Source organism: Candidatus Eisenbacteria bacterium (genome assembly GCA_013140805.1).
Lineage (GTDB): Bacteria > Eisenbacteria > RBG-16-71-46 > RBG-16-71-46 > RBG-16-71-46 > JABFRW01.
This window is the reverse complement of sequence record JABFRW010000057.1, coordinates 1-19,889: the sequence shown is the minus strand read 5'-3', so window position 1 is coordinate 19,889 and position 19,889 is coordinate 1. Positions and strand designations below refer to the sequence as shown.

Here is a 19,889-nt window from a genome sequence, read left to right as displayed (position 1 = left end):
GTCTTCGAATCCCAGCATGTCCTTGAGAGCGCGTTTGGGCTGGGAAGCGCGGCGGGTGCCGGGACGCGTCGGGCGTCCCTCGGGTCGCGAGGGCGCGGGCCGCTGTGCCGCAGGTCGCACCGAAGGCGGCGCGGGCGCTGGCGCTTCGCTCGGCACTTCACGCTGCGGCAGGCGCGGACGCACCATGGAGTCGAGTGCGGCATCGAGGTCCGAGAGTCCGCCGCCCTCGGGAAGCAGGCCGGAAGCCAGCTCGTCGTCGAAACCGTACTCGTCGTTGACGCTCGAGAGCGCGCTCGGCGCCTCGCCGCCATCCAGATCGAGCACCGGGAAGTCGTCCTCCTGAGCACCGGGCGGGAGCGCGGACTCTTCCTTGCGCGGCGCGCTCATCGTGAGCCCGCTCGTGACGACGTCGCGATACCAGGTCTCGAGCAACCCCTTCGCCTCGATGCAGCCACGATCGTAGTACTGGCGCATCACCGCCGCGGGAGCCTTCGGTGACGGCGCGGTGAACGAGATGCGACGGAAGCGTTCGGCACGTCGCTGGTCGTCGGGCCACAAGCGCTGGATCACGGTGAGCGCGTTCTGGCGCCACCCCTTGAAGTCGTGGTCGCGGGCGTGCGCGTTGCGGAGCCGATCGAGGTGCTTGAGCTGGTCGCGCAGCAGTTCGGCTGAGGGGTTCTTGGGCGAGGACTCGCTCATCGTGAGCTCCTGCGCGTCACCCCGGAGGAGCTACCAGTCCGAAAAGCGCTCCTCGTGCCAGGGATCCGCGTCGTTGTGATATCCGTTTCGTTCCCAGAAACCCGGGCGATCGTCGGTCGTGAGTTCGATCCCACGCACCCACTTGGCACTCTTCCAGAAGTAACGCCGGGGCACGACGAGCCGCAGCGGCCAGCCGTGTTCGGGCGCCAGGTCCTTGCCATCGTGCTGATGAGCGAAGAGCACATCGTCCTGCATCAACTCCGCGAGCGGCAGATTGGTGGTGTAGCCCTGCTCCGCGTGGATGATCGCGAAGTTTGCTCCGGGCTTGACCCCCGCCTGCCCCACGATCTGTCGGAACGGCACTCCCCGCCATCGATTGTCGTAGCGGCTCCACCGCGTGACGCAGTGGATGTCGCTCTGCACCTCGATCTGCGGCAGGGCGAGGAATTCCTGCCAGTTCCAGCGACGCTCGCGCTCGACCAGGCCGAACACCTTGAAGTCCCACTGCGCGAGATCGACCTCTGGAACCTGCCCGTAGTGGAGCACCGGCCACTTGTCGGTTCGGACCTGACCCGGTGGCAGCCGCGGCTCTTGTAACGGACTCTGGACGATATCGGCCGATTCTCGCTCGGGATTCACTGGGTTCTCCATGCGGTCAGGGTATCGGACGGCAGCGCCGCCGAGCTGAGCCCGGGAGGGCGGATCCGCACCGCCCGAAAGAACGGGTGGCGAGTCCGGACGTGACCGGGGTATCGGTAGCAAGCGGTCTCCCGCGCGTCAAACCTGGGTGGTCCGGGCCCCGATCGCGGGCTATGCTGCCCAACTCTCCGGGCTCCACCCCCATCCCAGAAGCAGCGGGAGACGAATCATGAGCGATGAATCCACTCTGGTGACGCAGCAGCACTTCCAATACATCGCCGAGCGCACCCAGCGCGAAGACGCTTTCCTGGGCAGCCTCAAGGCCGCCGCACTCGAGGATGGGATCCCGCCGATCTGGATCGCTCCCGAGCAGGCGAGCTTCGTGCAGATCCTGCTGCGCGCCGCCAAGGCCCGCGAGGTGGTGGAGATCGGCACGCTGGCCGGCTACTCGGCGATCGTGATGGCACGAGCACTCCCGTCGGATGGCCGAATCCGCACCATCGAGTACCTGCCCAAGCACGCCGACTTCGCCGAGAAGTGGATCACGCAATCGGACGTCGCGGGTCGCATCGAGGTGCATCGCGGCAAGGGCATGGACGTACTGCCCAAGTTCCTGCCCAACTCGGCCGACGTGGCGTTCCTCGACGCCGACAAGTCGAGCTACGCCTCCTACCTTCAGGAGTGCATGCGCATCGTGCGGCGCGGCGGGCTGATCCTGGTCGACAACGCGTTCGCGTTCGGCGAGCTGTTCTCGACCGCGCCGAAAGATCGCGAAGTCGAGGCGGTGCGCACCTTCAACGAAGTGATGGCGGCAACGCCGGGTTTGCAGAGCGTGATCGTGCCGATCGGCGACGGACTGTGGGTGGGGGTGAAGAAGTAGCGGGAGCGTCAGGGTGCGCTCCGCGTCATCGGCCCGATCACTCGTCCCGCCGCGCACGCTTCGATCAAGGCGGCGAGCCGCCGCTCGCGCGTCGCCTCCTGTTTGGCGCTCATGACCCAGTGGATCACCGTGCGCCGGTAGCCGGGTGGGCGCTTCTGCCAGTCGCTCCATGCCTTCCGATTCGCGCGCAGCGTGCGTTGGCTCGCGGGCGACAGTTCAGCAGCCGGCCGCTCGAACGCGTAGATGCCGGAGCGATCGGCAGTGCGTTTCTCGAACGCGGCGCGTCCGGCCGCACGCATGCGGCCGGCCTTCGTCAGCGCTTCGACTCGACCGATGTTGACGACGCTCCAGATGCTGCGCGGACGGCGCGGCGTGAATCGGATGACATAGACCTCGTCGCTCACGCGCTTGCGAACGCCGTCGATCCACCCGACGCACAGCGCCTCATCGACGCTTTCGGGCCACGTGACGCTCGGCTTGCCGCTGCCCTTCTTGTAGTAGCCGAGCCACAGCAGCTCGGCGCTTGCGTGATGGAGCTGGAACCAGCGCCGCAGGGCGGCGGGGGTCGTGAAGAACAGCGGCTGCTTTTCGGTGCCGAGCTTCATCGGCTTTCGCCCCAGGGTTGCGATCGAGTGCGCATCACTTGAGTGCGAAGCCGAGTCCGAAGAACAGCGCGGCCTCCGCCAGGCGCTGAACCAGCCCGCGCCAGGGGTGCAAGGCCTCGAGGGAAAGCACGGCAATCGCAAGCGCGACCACCACCCCGAGCACGTGATAGAGCGGGCCGAACGGCTCGGCGAGCTTCCACAGCGCAAACGCACCGCCGACGTATTCCACGCCCCCCGCCAGATTGTGGAGCGCGTGCCGCCAGGACCCCGAGAGCGGAGCGCCGGGATCGCACCGGAAGATGGCGGAGCCGAGGTATCCGACGGCGAGAGACCCCGCGAGCACGGCCTGATCCGGGTGCGCGGCTCGCACCTGGGCGGCGACCACCGCCAGCGCGAGTCCGACCGGCAGGAACACCCCGAGCGAGACCGCTCGTTCATCGCGAGTGCCGGTCTCTCCCAGCTCGCTGATGGTGTCCCGAGCGTGCCGGTAGCCGGAGCGGCGGCTCGCGAACCAGGCGATGGCCACGGCCAGAAACAGCGCGATCGCGGCAACGAAGAGGCTCATGCGCCGACCTTCACCGCGGCCGACTTCCAGCGCAAGCTACTTGTGCAGCAGCTTGAACGCGTGGCTCCACTCATTGCGCAGGAATCCCGGCAGGCACCACAGGATGCACAGCGGCTCGATCGCGCGCGCGGATTCGACCTTGCCCATGTCCGCGGTCTCCCAGCCGAACTGATCGAGGATGCCGGTCACCACCTGCTTGGCGCCATCGTCATTGCCGCAGATGAACATGGTCGGCATGCCGCCGCGCAGCTTGGGGTTCACCATGAATTCATTACCGACGCAGCTGAACGCCTTCACGAAACGGGCGCGCGGAAACTCGCGCTGGAGTCGCTCCATGAGCGAGTCGTCCATCGTGGTGTAAAACCTGAGCACGCCGTTGACCGGCGGCTCGTTGGTGATCGGGTTGGTCGCGTCCATCACGACTTTGCCGGCGAGATGTTCGACTCCGGCACTGCGCAGCACCTCGGAAGTCGCCTCGGCCTTGACCGCCAGCACCAGCGCGTCACCGAACTTGATGGCCTCGGCGAACGAGCCGACCTTGCCGCTCGGATTCTCGGCCTGCCACCCCACGAGTTTGCCCGGATCGCGGGCGCTGATCATCGCCTCGTGGCCGTGCTGAGTGAACCCGCTCGCCAGCGTGGTGCCCACCGGACCCGAACCGAGTATGCCGATCTTCATGAGCTGCCCCCTTCTACCCCAGCCACCGCGCGAGCCACCCGTGGACCTCGCGATACCACAGCATTGAGTTCCTGGGCTTGAGCACCCAGTGATTCTCGTCGGGGAAGTAGACCAGCCGCGCGGGAACGCCCTTCGCCTTGAGCACGCCATAGCAGGCGAGCCCCTGGGTTGCCGGGACCCGGTAGTCGCGCTCACCGTGTATGACGAGCATCGGCGTGATGAAGCCATTCGTGAATCGAGCCGGGTTGAATCGGTCGATGGCTTCCAGACCGCTCCAGGGCTCCCCTCCGTAGGACGCGGCCCGCCCCTGGGTGACGTCGCTGGCGTACTGGGCGAGCGTGTCGTAGACCCCGGCGTGGTTCACGATGCAACGGAATCGGTCGGTATGGCCGGCAATCCAGGCCGCCATGTAGCCACCGTAGGACCCCCCGGCCGCCGCCATGCGGTTGCCGTCGACGAGCCCCGACTCGATCAGCACGTCGGTCGCGCGCATCACGTCGAGGTAGGGCCGATCGCCGTGACCGCCCTGAATGCGCTGGGCGAAGTCCTGCCCCCACGAGGTCGAGCCCTGGAAGTTGACCGCAGCGGCCACGTAGCCCGGAGCGGCGAACAGCTGCAGATTCCAGCGCGCATGAAAACCATCGCCGCTGATGCCGTGCGGTCCGCCATGGATGACCTGCACCAGCGGGCGCTTCGTCGAACCGTCGTCACCCGGCGGCAAGACCACGAACATCTGCACGGTCTCGCCATACCCGCCCTCGAACGTCATCTCGCGCACCTCGCCGAGACTCACCTGGTCCATGATCGGCGCGGTGAAGTGCGTGAGGCGTCGCGGTGCGCCGGCGCCCTTCTCGAGCACGAACACCTCGGCGGGACTCTGAATGGTCTGCAAGGTGAACGCGACCGCGCCGTCGGGAAGCGGCGTGAGTCCGCCGGCGGTGCCGCCGCGAACCACCTGACGCGGCTTGCCGTCGTCGAGCACGAACAGGTCGACCCGCCCCTCGTTCTCGGCTTCGAACAGCAGCCGTCCATCCGGCGCGTGCGTCCAGTGAGCCGGCGTGCGATCCCAGGTGTCGAGCAGCGGATGATGCTCGCCGCTGCGCCGATCGAAGCGCATCAGGCGGACTCGATCGGCATAGAAGTGCGGATCGCGCGTCATGCCGTAGACGATCGAGCGTCCGCCATCGGCGTAGCGCGGGCGCACGTCGTCGGCCGGATGATCCGGCGTGAGCGCGCGCACCTCGCCACCGGCAACCGGCACGGTAAACAGCGCGCTTCGCACCAGCTGGCGCGCGGGGTCGAAGGAGAGCGCACTGAATGCGACCTCGGCGCCATCCGGCGAAACGTCGTACTGCCCTGCGGGTTCCATCCAGTCGAACCACAGCGTCGAGGCCGGAGTGAGATCGCGGACGCTGCCGGTCACCAGATCGATCACGAACAGATGCATGACTTCCCCGGTCGTGAGCCACGTGTCCCAGTAGCGGTAGACGCGTTCTTCGGTGACGTGCGCCTTGACCGGATCCTTGTCGCGCCGTTCGGCTTCCGCGCGCGTCGCCTCGATCGTCAGGTGCCCGGCGATCAGTTGCGACGCGCACAGCAGCCCCGAGCCGTCGGGCAGCCACAGCGGATCGCTCGCGCCGAGTGGCAACTCGGTCACCTTCTGCGCCTCGCCGCCGTCGAGCGGCATGACCCACACCTGAGCGCGACCGCCGTCGAGCTTGCGGGTGAACGCGAGACGCCGCCCATCGGGCGACAGCGCGGGCTCCCCGCTCGAAACTTCGGGCGAGGTAAGCGGCACCGGTTCACCACCGCCGGTCGGAATCCGCCACAGGCGCGTGCGGCCCGAGTTGCGCTCCAGTTCGAAGCGGGTGACCGGAGCGACGAGGAAGGAGCCGTCGGGTGCGGCAACCGGCGCACCGACGCGAGGCAGCGCCCACAACGACTCGGCGGTGAGCGGCGCGGCACCAGCGCGCGCCGGGTACAAGGTCGTCGATGGAACGGATGAAACCGACATGCGGGGGAAACCTCCACGGAATCGGGAATGTGCGCCGCGCGAGGCGGCGGATTCTAGCACGCGCGCGCGATGCGCTATGCTGCGCGCGCTATGAGCACCGTGCAGAACCCTCCGACGCGCACCGATCGCCGCGAGAGCGAGCGCTACTTCCTCAACCTGCTCGCCGGCTTCAAGCGCCACCTCCCCGACGCCGATCCGCAGGAAACCGCGGAGTGGCTGGGGGCACTCGACGACATCGTGCGCAATCAGGGACCCGAGCGCGCCGAGTTCCTGTTGCGACGGGTTCTGCGCTACGCGCGTCAGCTCAAGGTCGGCATTCCAGGGCTGGTGCAGTCGCGTTACATCAACACGATCTCGCCCGAGCAGGAACCTCCGTTTCCCGGCGACGAGAGCATGGAGCTGCGCATCCGCCGCATCATTCGCTGGAACGCGGCGGTGATGGTGTTGCGCGCAAACAAGCATCACGCCGGCATCGGCGGCCACCTCTCGACCTACGCCTCGAGCGCCAGCCTCTACGAGGTCGGCTTCAACCACTTCTTCCAGGGCAAGGATGCGGCGGGCGGCGGCGACCAGATCTTCTTCCAGGGCCACGCTGCGCCCGGCATCTACGCGCGGGCGTTTCTCGAGGGGCGCCTGACGGAGTCGCAGCTCGAGCACTTCCGCCGCGAATCCAGGCCCGGACAGGGTCTTTCGTCGTATCCGCACCCACGCCTGATGCCGGAATTCTGGGAGTTCCCGACCGTTTCGATGGGTCTCGGGCCGATCAATGCGATCTATCAGGCGCGTTTCAATCGGTATCTGCATGCGCGCGGATTCAAAGACACTTCGAATCAGCGGGTGTGGGCGTATCTGGGCGACGGGGAGATGGACGAGCCCGAGGCGACCGGAGCGCTGCGGCTCGCAGGCACCGATGGACTCGACAACCTGACCTTCGTCATCAACTGCAATCTGCAGCGACTCGACGGGCCGGTACGTGGCAACGGCAAGATCATCCAGGAGCTCGAGGCCCTGTTCACCGGCTGCGGCTGGAACGTGATCAAGGTGATCTGGGCGAGCGAGTGGGACCCGCTGCTGGCGCGTGACGTCGAAGGGGCGCTCGTCGATCGCATGAACGAGACGGTCGACGGCGACTGGCAGAAGTACATTGTCGAGTCCGGCGGCTATATCCGTGAGCACTTCTTCGGCGCCGACCCGCGGCTGCTCGAGATGGTTTCGGACATGGACGACGACGCGATCAAGCGCCTGAGGCGCGGCGGTCACGACTACCGGAAGATCTACGCCGCGTACCATGCGGCGACGAACAGCCGCGGTCGCCCGACCGTCATTCTCGCCAAGACCGTGAAGGGCTGGACGCTCGGCACCGGTGCGGAGGCGCGCAATATCTCGCACCAGATGAAGAAGCTGGACGTCGAGGAGCTCAAGAAGTTTCGCGACCGCCTCGAGCTCTCGATTCCCGACAAGAAGCTCGCCGACCCGCCCTACTTCCATCCCGGCGCCTCGAGCGCCGAAGTGGAGTACCTGCTCGAACGCCGTCGCGCCCTCGGTGGCAGCGCGCCGCGCCGCGTCGTGCGTGCCCGGCCGCTGCCGGCGCCACAGGACAAGGTGTTCACCGAGTTCTTCACCGGCACTCGCGAGGACCAGGCGGTCTCGACCACCATGGTGTTCGCCAAGCTGCTGCGCAATCTGGTGCGCGACGCGAACTGGGGCCGCCGCGTGGTGCCGATCATTCCCGACGAGGCGCGCACCTTCGGCCTCGAGGTGCTGTTCCGCGAGATCGGGATCTACGCCGCGTTCGGTCAGAAGTACGAGCCGGTGGATTCCAAGCTGGTGCTCTCGTACCTCGAGAAGGTCGACGGCCAGCTGCTCGAGGAAGGCATCACCGAGGCGGGCTCGATGGCCTCGTTCACGGCCGCCGGTACCAGCTACGCGACGCACGGCGAGCCGATGATTCCGTTCTACATCTTCTACTCGATGTTCGGGCTGCAGCGCACCGGCGACTTCTCGTGGGCGTTCGGTGATGCGCGCGGCCGCGGCTTCATGCTGGGCGCGACGGCCGGCCGCACGACCCTGAATGGCGAGGGCCTGCAGCACGAGGACGGTCACAGCCCGGTGCTGTCCTCCACCGTGCCGAACCTCCTCACCTACGACCCCGCCTACGCCTACGAACTCGCGACCATCATTCGCGACGGGCTCACGCGCATGTACGTGAACGGCGAGGACGTCTTCTACTACCTGACGCTCTACAACCAGGACTACCCGATGCCCTCGATGCCGAGTGGCTGCGAGGACGGGATCCTCAAGGGGCTTTACCTCTACCGCTCGGCAGTGCAGCAGGCGAAGCACCGCGCGCAGCTCCTCGGCAGCGGCGTGATGATGCCCGAGGCCTTGCGGGCGCAGGAGATGCTCGCCACCGGATTCGACGTCGCCGCCGACGTGTGGAGCGTCACGAGCTACGGCCAGCTCCGCAACGAGGCGCTCGACTGCGAACGCTGGAACCGACTGCACCCGGGCGACAAGGCACGGGTGCCGTACGTCACGCGCACGCTCGCCGACAGTTCGGGACCGATCGTGGCAGTGACCGACTACATGAAATCGGTGCCCGACATGATCTCTCGCTGGGTGCCGCACTCCTTTCTGCCGCTCGGGACCGACGGATTCGGCCGCAGCGACACGCGCCAGGCGCTTCGCCGCCACTTCGAGACCGACGCCGAACACGTCGTGGTTGCAGTGCTCTCGGAGCTGCTGCGCGAGGGCCGCATCGCCGCCGGCGTGGTGGAGCGCGCGATCCGCGAATACGGATTCGACACCGAGAGCGCGGAGCCGCGCGTACGATGAGCGCCGCGATCGAGACCGCGACCGCGACCGCACTCGAGGAGCGCCGCCGCCGCGCCGCCGCCGCGTGGGGTGGCCAACCCGACCTGGTGCTGATCGGCTCCGGGGATCCGATCTCGATCGCGGGATGCGGCGACCAGGTCTACGAGTTCATGGCGCACCCCGAGTACGTCTACCTGACCGACGACGTCGAACCCGGAGCCCTGCTCGCCTTCGATCCGCAATCGGGGTGGCAGCACTTCGTGCCGCCGGTCACGCAGGCCGAGCGGGTATGGGAAGGACTCACCCAGCGCGCCGGCACGCCGCTCACCGAACTCGCGGGCTGGCTCGCGGCGCGGCGCGGCCGCCCGATCGTGACGCTCGGAGCGCGACTGCCGGGTGTGGCGTCGGACGTCACGCGCACCGTCGAGTCTCGGCGCGCACTCGCCCAGGTGCGGCGTGCCAAGGACGCGATCGAGGTCGAGCGCATGCGGCACGCCGCGCGCGCAACCGCGGTCGGCTACGCCGCCGCGCGGCCGCACATCCGCACCGGCAACACCGAACGCGCGATCGCGATCGAGCTCGAGGCGGGCTTCCGCCGCGGTGGTGGCGACCGGGTCGCCTACGGCACCATCGTGGGCGCCGGCTCGAATGCCGCGGTGCTGCACTTCATGCCGACCGCCCGCACGCTGAGCGCGAACGACGTCGTGCTGATCGACGCCGGCGCCGAAGTCCGCCGCTACTGCGCCGACGTGACCCGCACCTATCCGGCGGGCGGCGCGTTCGAAGGCTTCGCTCGGGATCTGTTCGAGCTGGTGCACGCGGTCGAGCGCGAGACGCTGGCGCGCTGCGTGGTCGGCTCACGGTGGCGCGACATTCACCTCGCAGCGGCGCTTCAGATCCTCGACGGCCTGGCGCGGCTCGGGATCGTGAAAGGCACCGCCGACGCGCTGCTCGAGCAGGGCGTGCACACGTTGTTCTTCCCTCATGGCATCGGCCACATGGTGGGTCTCGGAGTGCGCGACGTCGGCCCCGACCTGCCGCGCCTCGCGGTCCAGGCGCCTCCGCATCTGATGGTGCGAATCGATCTCACGCTCGAGCCGGGTGACACGGTCACGGTCGAGCCCGGGATCTACTTCATTCCGGCGCTGCTCGACGACACCGACAAGCGGCGTGAGTACGTCGACGCGGTCCACTGGTCACGCGTCGACGCACTTCGCAGCTTCGGCGGTATCCGCATCGAGGACAACGTGCACGTCACCGCCGCCGGGCCCGAGGTTCTCACCGAGATGATTCCGGTCCTCTAGTCGCGACCGGTCGCTGGATCATGCGCGCACGAATTCCCCCCGGACCGACGAGGTGGATAGTGAATCTTCGGACTTCCTCCCTGCTCGCGATGTTCGTCGCAGTCTCTGCACTCGCGCTCCCGGCGCACGCCGCCTCGCTCGCGTTCGATTCCGATCGGCTGATCGTGATTCCGCGAGAGTCGCGAGGCGGCATCAACGCCTCGGCGGCGCAAGCAGCGCAAGCCACTCAGGAGTTCGCGCGCCTCGGACTCACGCGGGGCCGCACGCTCGGCGGCCCGTGGCTGGGGGAACGGCGCCCCTACGTGCTCGAGGCACCGGCCGGAGTCGACCTGCTCGCTGCGGCGGCAGCGCTGCGCGCCACCGGCGCGTACGCGGCCGTGACGCCGAACTACCGCATTCCGCTCATGGTGACGCTGCCGAACGATCCCTACCTGTCGGACCAGTGGTACATCAACGGCGGATTCGCCGACGTGGATCTGCCGCTCGCGTGGGATCTCGAGCAGGGCAGTGCTTCGGTCACGATCGCGATCCTCGACACCGGCGTCGATACCGATCATCCCGATCTGGCGTCGAAGATCCGCGTCAATGCCGCGGAGATCGCCGGCAATCTGCTCGACGACGACGCGAACGGGTTCGTCGACGACGTGAAGGGCTGGGACTTCGGCACCCACGACGCGGACGCGCGCCCCGAGTACACCACCGACCCGAGCGGGATCGACGTGGGCTTCCATGGCACGTTCTGCGCGGGGATCGCGGCGGCGGCGAACGACAACGCGATCGGGATCGCCGGCGCGGGCTGGAACTGCCGCATCCTGCCGCTCAAGATTTCGCACCCCGAAAACGGCATCACCAGCGAGGCGGTCGCCGAGGCGTTCACCTACGCGATCGACAACGGTGCGAACGTACTCTCGCTGAGCTTCGGTGGGCCCGGCGATCCGGGCGTGCCCGAGTTCTTTCAGGCGCTCGTCGATCTCGCGCGCGCGGCCGACATTGTGTGCGTTGCGGCGGCCGGCAACGAAGGCGTCAGCACCCCCACCTATCCCGCGGCGTGCGACGGCGTGCTCGCGGTCGCGGCGACCGACGAAGGCAACGCGCGCGCCTCGTTCTCGAACTGGGGCTCGTGGGTCGACATCGCCGCACCCGGCGCCGGCATGTGGTCGTCGATCTGCCAGAACTACGAGTTCACCGAGCTCGACCAGATCTTCTATCTGTTCCTGTTCTTCTGGGACGGAAAGAACCCGTACATGCTCGGCGACGGCACGTCGTTCGCGTGTCCGCTGGTCGCCGGCGCCTGTGGACTGGTGCGCTCGCGGTGGCCGGCGCTCAGCGAGGCGGCGACACGCGAACGGCTGCGCCTGACCGGAGACGTGGTCGCGTACGACCACCCGATCGGTCCGCGGATGAACGTGTTCCGCGCGGTGAGCGAGCCGATCGTCGCGGTCGTGCCGGCTTCGCTCGGTGGCGCACTCGCGCTCACGCAACGATCTGCGAATCCGTCACGCGGTGAGCTGCAACTCGCGTTGCGAGCGCCGGCCGGCGGTCCCGGCGAGGTCGCGGTGTTCGACGCAGTTGGGCGACGGGTGCGGACCCTCGCGCGTGGCGAGCTCGCTCCCGGCGTCACGACGCTGAACTGGGATGGGCGTGACGAAGCTGGGCGCCCGGCGGTGGCGGGAATCTACTGGGCGCGTGCTTCGATCGCGGGAGTCACGGCATCCACGAAGTTCGTCCGCCTGCGCTGAGCCGCGAAGAAACGCTAGTGCTTCGGTGAGCCGCGTCTCGCGTCCTTGCCCCACAGCTGGTCGAGGCGCTGGTCGCGCCCGCAACCGAACCGATACGACTTGTAGCGGATCGGGTCCTTCTTCCAGAAGTCCTGGTGGTAGTCCTCGGCAGGCCAGTAGGCGCCCGCGGCCAGGATCTGTGTGACGATCGGCGACTTGAGCACGTGCGAGGCTTCGATCGCCTGCTTGCTGCGCACCGCCGCGAGTTTCTGCGCCTCGTCGCGATAGAAGATCGCGGAGCGATACTGCGGGCCACGGTCGCAGAACTGACCATCGCTCTGCGTCGGGTCGATGTTGTGCCAGAAGATGTCGAGCAGCTTTTCGTAGCTGACCCTGCTCGCGTCGTAGGCGACGTCGACTGCTTCGAGGTGCCCGGCGTCGCCAGACGAGACCTGTTCATACGTGGGGTTCTTCTCAGGCCCGCCGGTGAATCCCGACACCACGCCGAGCACCCCGGGCACGCCTTCGAACGCGGTCTCGACACACCAGAAGCAGCCTCCGGCGAGATACGCGTGGGCGGCATTCGCGGGCACCGCGGGGTTTGCCTTTGCGCTCGCGGCGGCCGTAGGGCGCTTGCCGTCGGGCGCCGCCGATGGAACGCCGCACGCCAGCGTCGAGAGCGCCAGGAGCAGCACGATCGACGACACGACACGGGCGCGCCTCGACGTCGCGCGGAGATTCGAATTTCGAGACGAGTTCATCGGTGTATTCCTCGAGGGCGATTCGGGATCCAGGGGGGCGAAGGCGAGCCGCACTCGCAATCTACTCCCGCACCGCGGAATCGTGACCGCTGCAGTCCCTTGTCGCCACGGATTCATCGAATCCTGACGATTCGCCGGAATCCCGCCTCTGGCACTCCCGTGAGCCGTGCCAGATAGACTCCGACCGCGACCTCGCGGCCGGCATCGTCGCGACCGTCCCACGCCGCCTGCACTCTGCCGGGGCCGACCGCCAGCGCCGAGAGCGTCGCGACCCGTCGTCCGCCGAGATCGAGCACTTCGAAGCGCGCGCGGTGCGGCCCGTTCGAATGTGACTCGCTCGCTGCGGGCGCCGTCCACGCCAGCACGACGTTTGAGCGAAATGGATTCGGGCTCGCGCCCAGCGCCGATCCATCGCGGGCCACGCGTGTCGCGACACCGACCGTCCCCGCCACGCTCGGCGCCTCGCCGAGGAACGAGAGCAGCTGCGCGTCGCTGACCGCGCCGGGATTCGAGAGATCGGCCCCGATCAGTTCCGCCGGCACCACCGGCCGCGCAAAGCGCGCGTAGTCGAAGCTCGCGCGCACGTCGGGAGCGAACGGCACACCGGGCGTCGGGTCGTTCACGCCGGGCGGCAGCGGCAGCGCGAGCACGTTCTGATTGTGAACCAGCGTCGTAAAGTGCTGGACCTTGTCCCAATCGGTGTAGGACACGAGCCCCACCTGCAGCGTGTCCGGCAGGTCGGTGCGCGAGTAGCGCCGGTGCACGACCCATGGCTGCCCCGGCTCTCGGCGCAGCGCGATCACCGCGTCATCGATGCGTGCGAGCTGCAGCACCGCAGACGACTCGGGGGCCGCCGACAGGTTCAGGACCGAGGCGCTGTTGTCGGTGGTCTTGACCTCGTATTGCCAGTCCCCGCTGGTACCGGTGCCGATCGAGAGGAACACGTAGTCCTCCTCGCCCGCCACCCAGTTCGCAGCCTGCGTCACGCGTGGTTCACGCACGAACACGCCGCCGAGTGAAAACGCCGTCTGCGGCACCGAGTGCCCGTCGCGCCCGGTGGTCGTCACCGCGCTCGTGATCACGAAGTCTCCGCCCACGCGCTTGAACGCGAAGGGTCCGAGATATTCCTGATACCAGGTGGCCGTGAACGGGACCATGACCATGCGGCCCGGCGCCGAGCTGTCGATGTCCCACACTTCGAGCTGCTCGTTCCCCCACCCTTCGACCACGTGACGACGCTGCCATTGAGACAGCGTGGCGGCGTTTCCGAACTCGTCGGACAGCGGCAGCAGGTCGTTCTGCGCGAACGCGGGCGAGCCGAAGAGCAGCGACACGACCGCCCCGATGCTCGCGAGCCCGCGCGCGCTCACCGCGTCATCATTTCTTCGAGCCGCCGCTTGACCGCCGGCCACTCGGTGTCGATCACGCTGTAGAAGATGCTGTCGCGCCACACGCCGGCGTCGCTCACGGCGTGCTTTCGCAACACGCCCTCCTCCACGCATCCGATCCGCTTCATGGCGTTGCGCGACTTGTCGTTCAGCACGTTGGTCTTCAGTTCGACGCGCGCGCAACCCCACACCTCGAAAGCGTGCCGGAACATGAGGTGTTTGGCCTCGGTATTCACGTGGCTGCGCTGGTACGGGCGCCCCACCCACGTCCAGCCGATCTCGACGCGTCGATTCGCGCGGTCGATGTTGCCGAATCGCGTGCAGCCCGCCACGCGGCCGCTCGCCTTGTCGATGGTCGCGAACGGGATCGAGCGGTGTTCCGCCTGCTCTCGCAGCGCGGTCTCGAGGTAGCCACGCAACTCATCGGGGGTGCGCGGGTGGTTGAGCGTCCAGCGCCACAGTTCGTCGTCGAGGCCGATCGCGACCAGACCGTCGAAGTGGCGAGTCAGGTCGAGCGGCTCCATGCGAACGCGCTGGCCGTCGAGGATTGCTGGCTCGAGTGCCGGCAGCGGGGCCACGGCGGGGGTCGGGCTCATGGCGAGAGACTATCGCGGCAACACGGCTGTCCGGCAAGAGCCCGCGATCGGTATCCTGCGCGCACGGCCGGACGTCGATGGCCGCGGAGACTTTCCCTCACGTGGAGGTTCGCATGAAGCACACGCGATGGCTGATTCTCGCCGCGAGCATTTGCCTGCTCGCGACTCCCAGGGCGTCGCACGCCGCCTGGAACATCGGCACCGATTTCGGTCTGTCGTTCTTCTCTCCCGAAGAGGGCGACGGCATCACGACGGTCGGTTGGGGCAGCGGAATGACGACGCTGCTCCCGGTCTTCCAGCCGGGCCTGCGTGTCGGCTTCCAGCTCGGCGGGCCGAGCCATGAACTGGTCACCACCTCGAGCCTCGCGCTGCTGGCGGTCGAGGATGAGACGTTGCGGACGTTCCAGGCGATGGTTGGCTACCAGCACAATTTCAGCGTCGATCAACCGATGCGACTGTTCGTGAACGGCGGCCTCGGCCTGAACTCGCTCGGCGACGATGATGACAACTTCACGGCACTCGCATTCGGTGCCGGCTTCGGCGTCCGCCGCATGCTGGGCAGCGGACACGGAGCGTTGCGCTTCGAGGGCCGCATCGATCACCAGATGGAGTTCGAGGAAGACGATGTGACGGTGTTCCCGGCGGCGAACGTGTTCGGAGTAAAGATCGGTTGGGAGCTCTGGGACTGACCCTGCGGCGGCGCTTCGTGGCTCGCGACCGGCAGGTGGGGCGAACGCGCGTCGAACTACCCCTTGACCATGTAGTAGGCCGCCTGCGGGTGGTGCACGATCAGCGCGCTGGTCGAGGCCTCGGGCACCAGCTGATAGGCGCTGGTGAGCGTCACGCCGATCGACTTCTCGGGCGACAGGAGCCGGAACAACTTGGCCTGGTCCGCCAGGTCCGGACACGCGCTGTAACCGAACGAATAGCGCTTGCCACGCTCGGCCTCGAGTCCGAGTTCGGCGCGGATTCGCTGGTGCTGCCACTCGGCGAGCCCTTCCGCCGCCGACACGCCGAGGCCGTGGACGAACAGCGCATCGGCGTACTCACCGCGCGCGTTCAAGGCGGCGCCGAGCTCATCGACGTAGGGGCCGACTGTCACGAGCTGCAGTGCCAGCACGTCGAAGCGACTGCTCGCAACCGGCTGGAAGTAGTCCGACAGGCACAGCCCTTCGCGCTCCGACTGGCGCGGGAACGTGAACCGCACCACTTCTTCGATCTTGCCCCGCGGCGTGAGTGAGCCGGCCGCGAACGCGGTCGCATCGTAGACGATCAGATCGAGGCCGTCGCTCTGCACCGGGAAGAAGCCGTAGACCGCGGTCGGCTTGATCCAGCCCTTGTCTTCGGACTCGCGCTGCAGCCGCAGCCGTCGCGGCTCGAAGTCGTCGCGGATGAGCTTGTCGAGCTCCGGCCCACTGCCGCGCGCACCCCAGTGCAGCCGATAGAGTGTCTTCAGGTCCATGCCCGCGAACATACCGGCGAACGACACGTCGCGAGGTGCGGTGACCCGCGCACCCCAAAACGGCGGCGCCGGGATCGGCACGTCACGCGAGACCGTCACCTGAAAGTCGCGCTGCTGGGCGCTCGAGGCTGCCGAGCGCGCCTCCAACTCGCCGCTCTTCGCTTTGAACTCGAATGCTTCCAGCTTCGAGCGCTCGACCCATGCCGGTGACTCGGCGGGATTGGTGAGCGCATTCATGGTGTCGAGTCCCTCGAAAGCGTCCTTGCAATAGAACACGCCGGGCTCGTAGAACACTTCACCGTCCACGAGTGCGGTGCGACGCCCGAAATTGCGATTGATCGCGGCCCCGCCGAGCAGCACCGGGTACGACTTGCCGGTGCGATGCAGCTCGCCCACGCAGATCGGCATCTGCTTGCTGGTCGAGACCAGCAGCGCCGAGAGTCCGATCGCGGTCGCCGAGACCTCGTCCGCCTTGTCGAGAATCTTCTGAATCGGAACCTGTTTGCCGAGGTCGTAGACCGTGTAGCCGTTGTTCGAAAGGATCGTCTTCACCAGGTTCTTGCCGATGTCGTGCACGTCGCCGTACACGGTCGCGAGCACCACGCGGCCCTTGGAAACGTCGGCGTTCTTCTCGAGATAGTTCTCGAGTCGCGCGACCGCCCGCTTCATCACTTCGGCGCTCTGCAGCACGAACGGCAGGATCAGCTCGCCGGCGCCGAACTTGTCGCCCACTTCTTTCATGGCCGGCAGCAGCACCGTGTTGAGTACCGCGACCGGGTCCTGACGCTTGACCGCGGCATCGATCAACGCCTCGATGTCGGCGGGCTTGCGGTGCAGGATCTGGAAGTGAATCTTCTGCTCGATGCTCATCGCGGCCTCGGCGGCTTCGTCCGCCTTCTCGCGCGTTTCGGGCGTGCGCCCCTCGAAGTGCGTGATGAACTTGGACAGCGCCTGCGGATCGCGGTTGTAGACCAGGTCCTCGGCGAATCGGCGGTCGTCCTCGCCGAGCTCCGCGTACGGAATGATGTCGGCGGGATTCACGATCGCCATGTCGAGTCCGGCCTGCACGCAGTGGTAGAGGAATACACTGTTGAGCACCGCGCGCGACTCCTTGGAAAGTCCGAACGACACGTTCGAGACCCCGAGGCTCGTGAGCACGCCCGGCAGCTCGCGCTTGATCAGCCGGATGCCTTCGATGGTCTCGACTCCGGAATCGAGGAACTCGGCGTCGCCGGTCGCGAGCGTGAACGTGAGCGCGTCGAACACCAGCCGCTGCGGCGGCAACTCGAACTCACCGGTCACCATGTCGTGAATGCGGCGCGCGACTTCGAGCTTGCGGGCCGCCGTTTTCGCCATGCCGGTCTCGTCGATCGTGAGCGCGATCACCGCCGCGCCGTAGCGCACCACCAGCGGCATCACCGCGTCCACGCGCTCGCGGCCGTTCTCGAGATTGATCGAGTTCACGATCGCCGAGCCCGGGCACGCCTTGAGCGCCTCCTCGATCGCGGGCGGCTCGGTCGAATCGATCACGAGCGGCGCCTCGACCGAAAGCGAGAGCTTCTTCACCAGCCGGCGCAGCATCGCCGCCTCGTCGGTGCGCTCGGTCAACGCCATGCAGATGTCGAGCGTGTGAGCACCACCCTCGACCTGCTCGCGCGCGATCGGGATCATGTCCTCGAGTCGGTCCTCGAGGGCCAGTCGCTTGATCTTGCGCGAACCCTGGGTGTTGAGCCGTTCGCCGATGATCAGCGGGCGCGGCTCCTGTTCGAGCGCGGTCGCCGTCATGCCGCTCGACACGAACCAGCCGCCGCGACCCGGACGCTTCGCGGGCTTCGTGCCGTGGCCGATCGCCTTCACCAGCGCGCGAATGTGATCCGGCGTGGTGCCGCAGCAGCCGCCCACGATGTCGACGCCGAAGTCGAGCACGAACTCGCGAAGCGTCTCGGCCATGGGCTCGGGCTGCATCGGGTAGAGCGTGCGCCCGCCATCGTTGATCGGCAGCCCCGCGTTCGGGATGCAGTGGATCGGGGTGCTGGCGTTCTGAGTCAGGTAGCGCACCGCGTCGCGCATCAGATCCGGCCCGGTCGAGCAATTGAGCCCGATCACGTCGACTTTCATGGCTTCGAGCGTCGCGAGCGCGGCGCGGATGTCGGTGCCGAGCAGCATGCGACCGCTCGGGTCGAGTGTCACCGAGGCCTGGATCGGAATGCGGCGGCCGAGCGTCTCGAACGCCTCGCGACAGGCGAGGATCTGCGCCTTCATCTCGAGGATGTCCTGGCAGGTCTCGAGGATCAGCACGTCTGCCCCGCCCTCGACGAGCCCGAGTGCCTGAGGCAGGAATCCCGCGAGCAGTTGCTCGAGGCCGAGCCGGCCGAGCTCGGGATCCTCGCTCGACGGCAGCATGCCCGAGGGTCCCATCGAGCCGGCGACGAAGCGCGGCCGCCGATCGCGCGCCTCGAAGCGATCCGCCACGCCGCGCGCGATCGAAGCCGCCGCGCGATTGATCTCACGCGTGCGATCCGCGAGCTCCCATTCCTCGAATCGGATCGCCGAGGCCTGGAACGAGTTGGTCTCGACGCAGTCCGCCCCGACCTCGAAGTACGCGGTGTGGATCGCGTCCACGACGTCGGGTCGCGTCACCGACAGGTAGTCGAGGCACCCTTCCCAGCGCTTGCCGCCGAAGTCATCGGGACCCAGGTCACGCGCCTGCACCTGCGTGCCCATGCCACCGTCGAAGAACAGCACGCCATCACGCAAGCGATCGATGAAGCGATAGGACACGTTCGGGGGTCACCTCCGGAAGACAGGCTCTCGTTACGCGGGGCTCGCAACGCGGCCGGCGCGCTTCGAGGGGCCACGAGCCTATCGGAGCCGCCGGAGCGCGGCAAACCCGGGGCATGACGCCCCGGCGGGCCGGCTAGTTCGCGCCGTCGAAGAAATCGACCAGGCCGGTCTCGAGTGAGTACTCAGCCCCGACCACCCGCACCCCGCGAGTCTCGATCAGTTGCTCGAGGATCTCGGAACCATGGCGAAGGTGGCTCGCGGAGGCTCGAATGTTGGCGCGTACCGCCTGACGCACCAGCTCCTCGGGGTCCGCTCGCAGGCCGGTGGCGAGCAACGGTTCCACTGACGGCCGGATGCGATCCACGATCGAGTGCAGGTAGGGCGACTGATCCTGGGAGGGCCGCCCGAGTTCCTCGACCGTGGCCTGGATCGCACCGCACTGAGAGTGACCGAGCACCACCACGAGGCGGGTCTCGTAGCGCTCCGCCGCGAACTCGACGCTCCCGACCTGCGACGGAGCCACGATGTTCCCGGCCACGCGGATCACGAACAGATCGCCGAGGCCCTGATCGAACACCAGCTCGGCCGGAACGCGCGAATCGGAACAACCGAGAATGATGGCGAATGGCTGCTGGCCCGCGGCCAGCTCGAGGCGCCGTGCCTGGGTTCGTGGCGCGGCGGGGTTGCGAATCTCGTCCACGAATCGGCGGTTGCCATCGCGCAGTCGTTCGAGTGCTTCGAGTGCAGGGATCATGCGCGGACTCTAGGCGCTCGCCCGTTCGAGTTCCATTCGGCCGGCGGCGAGCCGCGCGCGGCTCGGCCGGACCGCTGGACTCCCCGCCCCCGCGCCCGGCACACTTGGCGCGCGCCGCTCACTCTCGACCTGTTGCGCCACGGCCATGCGGCCACTCCTGGACCCGCGGGAGACGCGCTTCGCCCGCTCACCGCCGCCGGTCGCGGCGCGCTCGCCCACCTGGCGCGG

Annotated in this window: 16 protein-coding genes; 5 read left to right on the top strand and 11 right to left on the bottom strand. The window is 67.7% G+C overall.

The annotated features are described in order from the left end of the window. Window positions 1-699 (bottom strand): hypothetical protein (locus HOP12_05575; protein NOT33626.1); only part of this gene is annotated, 699 nt, incomplete at its 3' end. Window positions 700-729: 30 nt separating this feature from the next. Next, a complete protein-coding gene (locus HOP12_05570; GenBank protein NOT33625.1) occupies window positions 730-1,350 on the bottom strand; it encodes a sulfite oxidase-like oxidoreductase in 621 nt (206 codons plus the stop codon). Between the two features lie 217 nt (window positions 1,351-1,567). On the opposite strand from HOP12_05570, the gene HOP12_05565 reads away from it, so the two are divergent. Continuing rightward, a complete protein-coding gene (locus tag HOP12_05565; GenBank protein NOT33624.1) occupies window positions 1,568-2,218 on the top strand; it encodes an O-methyltransferase in 651 nt (216 codons plus the stop codon). Between the two features lie 8 nt (window positions 2,219-2,226). Here the strand turns inward: HOP12_05565 and HOP12_05560 are convergent, their stop codons facing one another. Genes HOP12_05560 through HOP12_05545 form a run of 4 tightly spaced genes read right to left on the bottom strand, consistent with a single transcriptional unit; the run spans window position 2,227 to window position 6,080 of the window. After that, window positions 2,227-2,823, bottom strand: coding sequence for a bacteriocin-protection protein (locus tag HOP12_05560; protein ID NOT33623.1), 597 nt, complete (start codon window positions 2,821-2,823; stop codon window positions 2,227-2,229). 34 nt (window positions 2,824-2,857) lie between these two features. Next, on the bottom strand, window positions 2,858-3,388 hold the full coding sequence (locus HOP12_05555; protein NOT33622.1) for a DUF998 domain-containing protein: 531 nt from the start codon (window positions 3,386-3,388) through the stop codon (window positions 2,858-2,860). 36 nt (window positions 3,389-3,424) lie between these two features. Beyond that, window positions 3,425-4,066 carry an NAD(P)-binding domain-containing protein gene (locus tag HOP12_05550; GenBank protein ID NOT33621.1) on the bottom strand — a complete coding sequence of 214 codons (642 nt, stop codon included), beginning with the start codon at window positions 4,064-4,066 and terminating at the stop codon, window positions 3,425-3,427. Between the two features lie 13 nt (window positions 4,067-4,079). Next, window positions 4,080-6,080, bottom strand: a complete 2,001-nt coding sequence (locus tag HOP12_05545; protein ID NOT33620.1) for a S9 family peptidase — start codon at window positions 6,078-6,080, stop codon at window positions 4,080-4,082. A 90-nt stretch (window positions 6,081-6,170) separates the two neighbouring features. Here HOP12_05545 and aceE point away from each other — a divergent pair, with 90 nt between their 5' ends. From aceE to HOP12_05530, 3 genes are read left to right on the top strand one after another with little or no spacing between them, the layout of a single operon-like run. Continuing rightward, a complete protein-coding gene (gene aceE, locus HOP12_05540; GenBank protein NOT33619.1) occupies window positions 6,171-8,915 on the top strand; it encodes a pyruvate dehydrogenase (acetyl-transferring), homodimeric type in 2,745 nt (914 codons plus the stop codon). Beyond that, the gene (locus tag HOP12_05535) at window positions 8,912-10,198 is read left to right on the top strand and encodes an aminopeptidase P family protein (GenBank protein ID NOT33618.1); all 1,287 of its coding nucleotides are present in this window, start codon (window positions 8,912-8,914) and stop codon (window positions 10,196-10,198) included. The genes aceE and HOP12_05535 overlap by 4 nt, the downstream gene beginning before the upstream one ends. Window positions 10,199-10,257: 59 nt before the next feature. Further along, a complete protein-coding gene (locus HOP12_05530; protein NOT33617.1) occupies window positions 10,258-11,937 on the top strand; it encodes a S8 family serine peptidase in 1,680 nt (559 codons plus the stop codon). Between the two features lie 14 nt (window positions 11,938-11,951). Here the strand turns inward: HOP12_05530 and msrA are convergent, their stop codons facing one another. The 3 genes from msrA to HOP12_05515 all read right to left on the bottom strand — a co-directional run bounded on the left by msrA (window position 11,952) and on the right by HOP12_05515 (window position 14,661). Next, window positions 11,952-12,677, bottom strand: a complete 726-nt coding sequence (gene msrA / locus HOP12_05525) for a peptide-methionine (S)-S-oxide reductase MsrA (protein ID NOT33616.1) — start codon at window positions 12,675-12,677, stop codon at window positions 11,952-11,954. Window positions 12,678-12,790: 113 nt separating this feature from the next. Continuing rightward, window positions 12,791-14,047 (bottom strand): hypothetical protein, encoded by a 1,257-nt coding sequence (locus HOP12_05520; protein ID NOT33615.1) that lies wholly within the window; start codon window positions 14,045-14,047, stop codon window positions 12,791-12,793. Continuing rightward, entirely contained in the window at window positions 14,044-14,661 is a 618-nt protein-coding gene (locus tag HOP12_05515) for a GNAT family N-acetyltransferase (protein NOT33614.1), read from the bottom strand. Before HOP12_05515 ends, HOP12_05520 begins: the two co-directional genes overlap by 4 nt. A gap of 113 nt (window positions 14,662-14,774) precedes the next feature. Here HOP12_05515 and HOP12_05510 point away from each other — a divergent pair, with 113 nt between their 5' ends. Continuing rightward, complete coding sequence (locus tag HOP12_05510; GenBank protein ID NOT33613.1) at window positions 14,775-15,350, top strand: hypothetical protein; 576 nt, start codon at window positions 14,775-14,777, stop codon at window positions 15,348-15,350. Between the two features lie 56 nt (window positions 15,351-15,406). Here HOP12_05510 and metH read toward each other — a convergent pair whose 3' ends face one another. Beyond that, entirely contained in the window at window positions 15,407-18,847 is a 3,441-nt protein-coding gene (gene metH, locus HOP12_05505; protein ID NOT33612.1) for a methionine synthase, read from the bottom strand. Between the two features lie 193 nt (window positions 18,848-19,040). Further along, window positions 19,041-19,661, bottom strand: a complete 621-nt coding sequence (locus HOP12_05500; GenBank protein ID NOT33611.1) for a carbonic anhydrase — start codon at window positions 19,659-19,661, stop codon at window positions 19,041-19,043. Window positions 19,662-19,889: the final 228 nt, after the last annotated feature.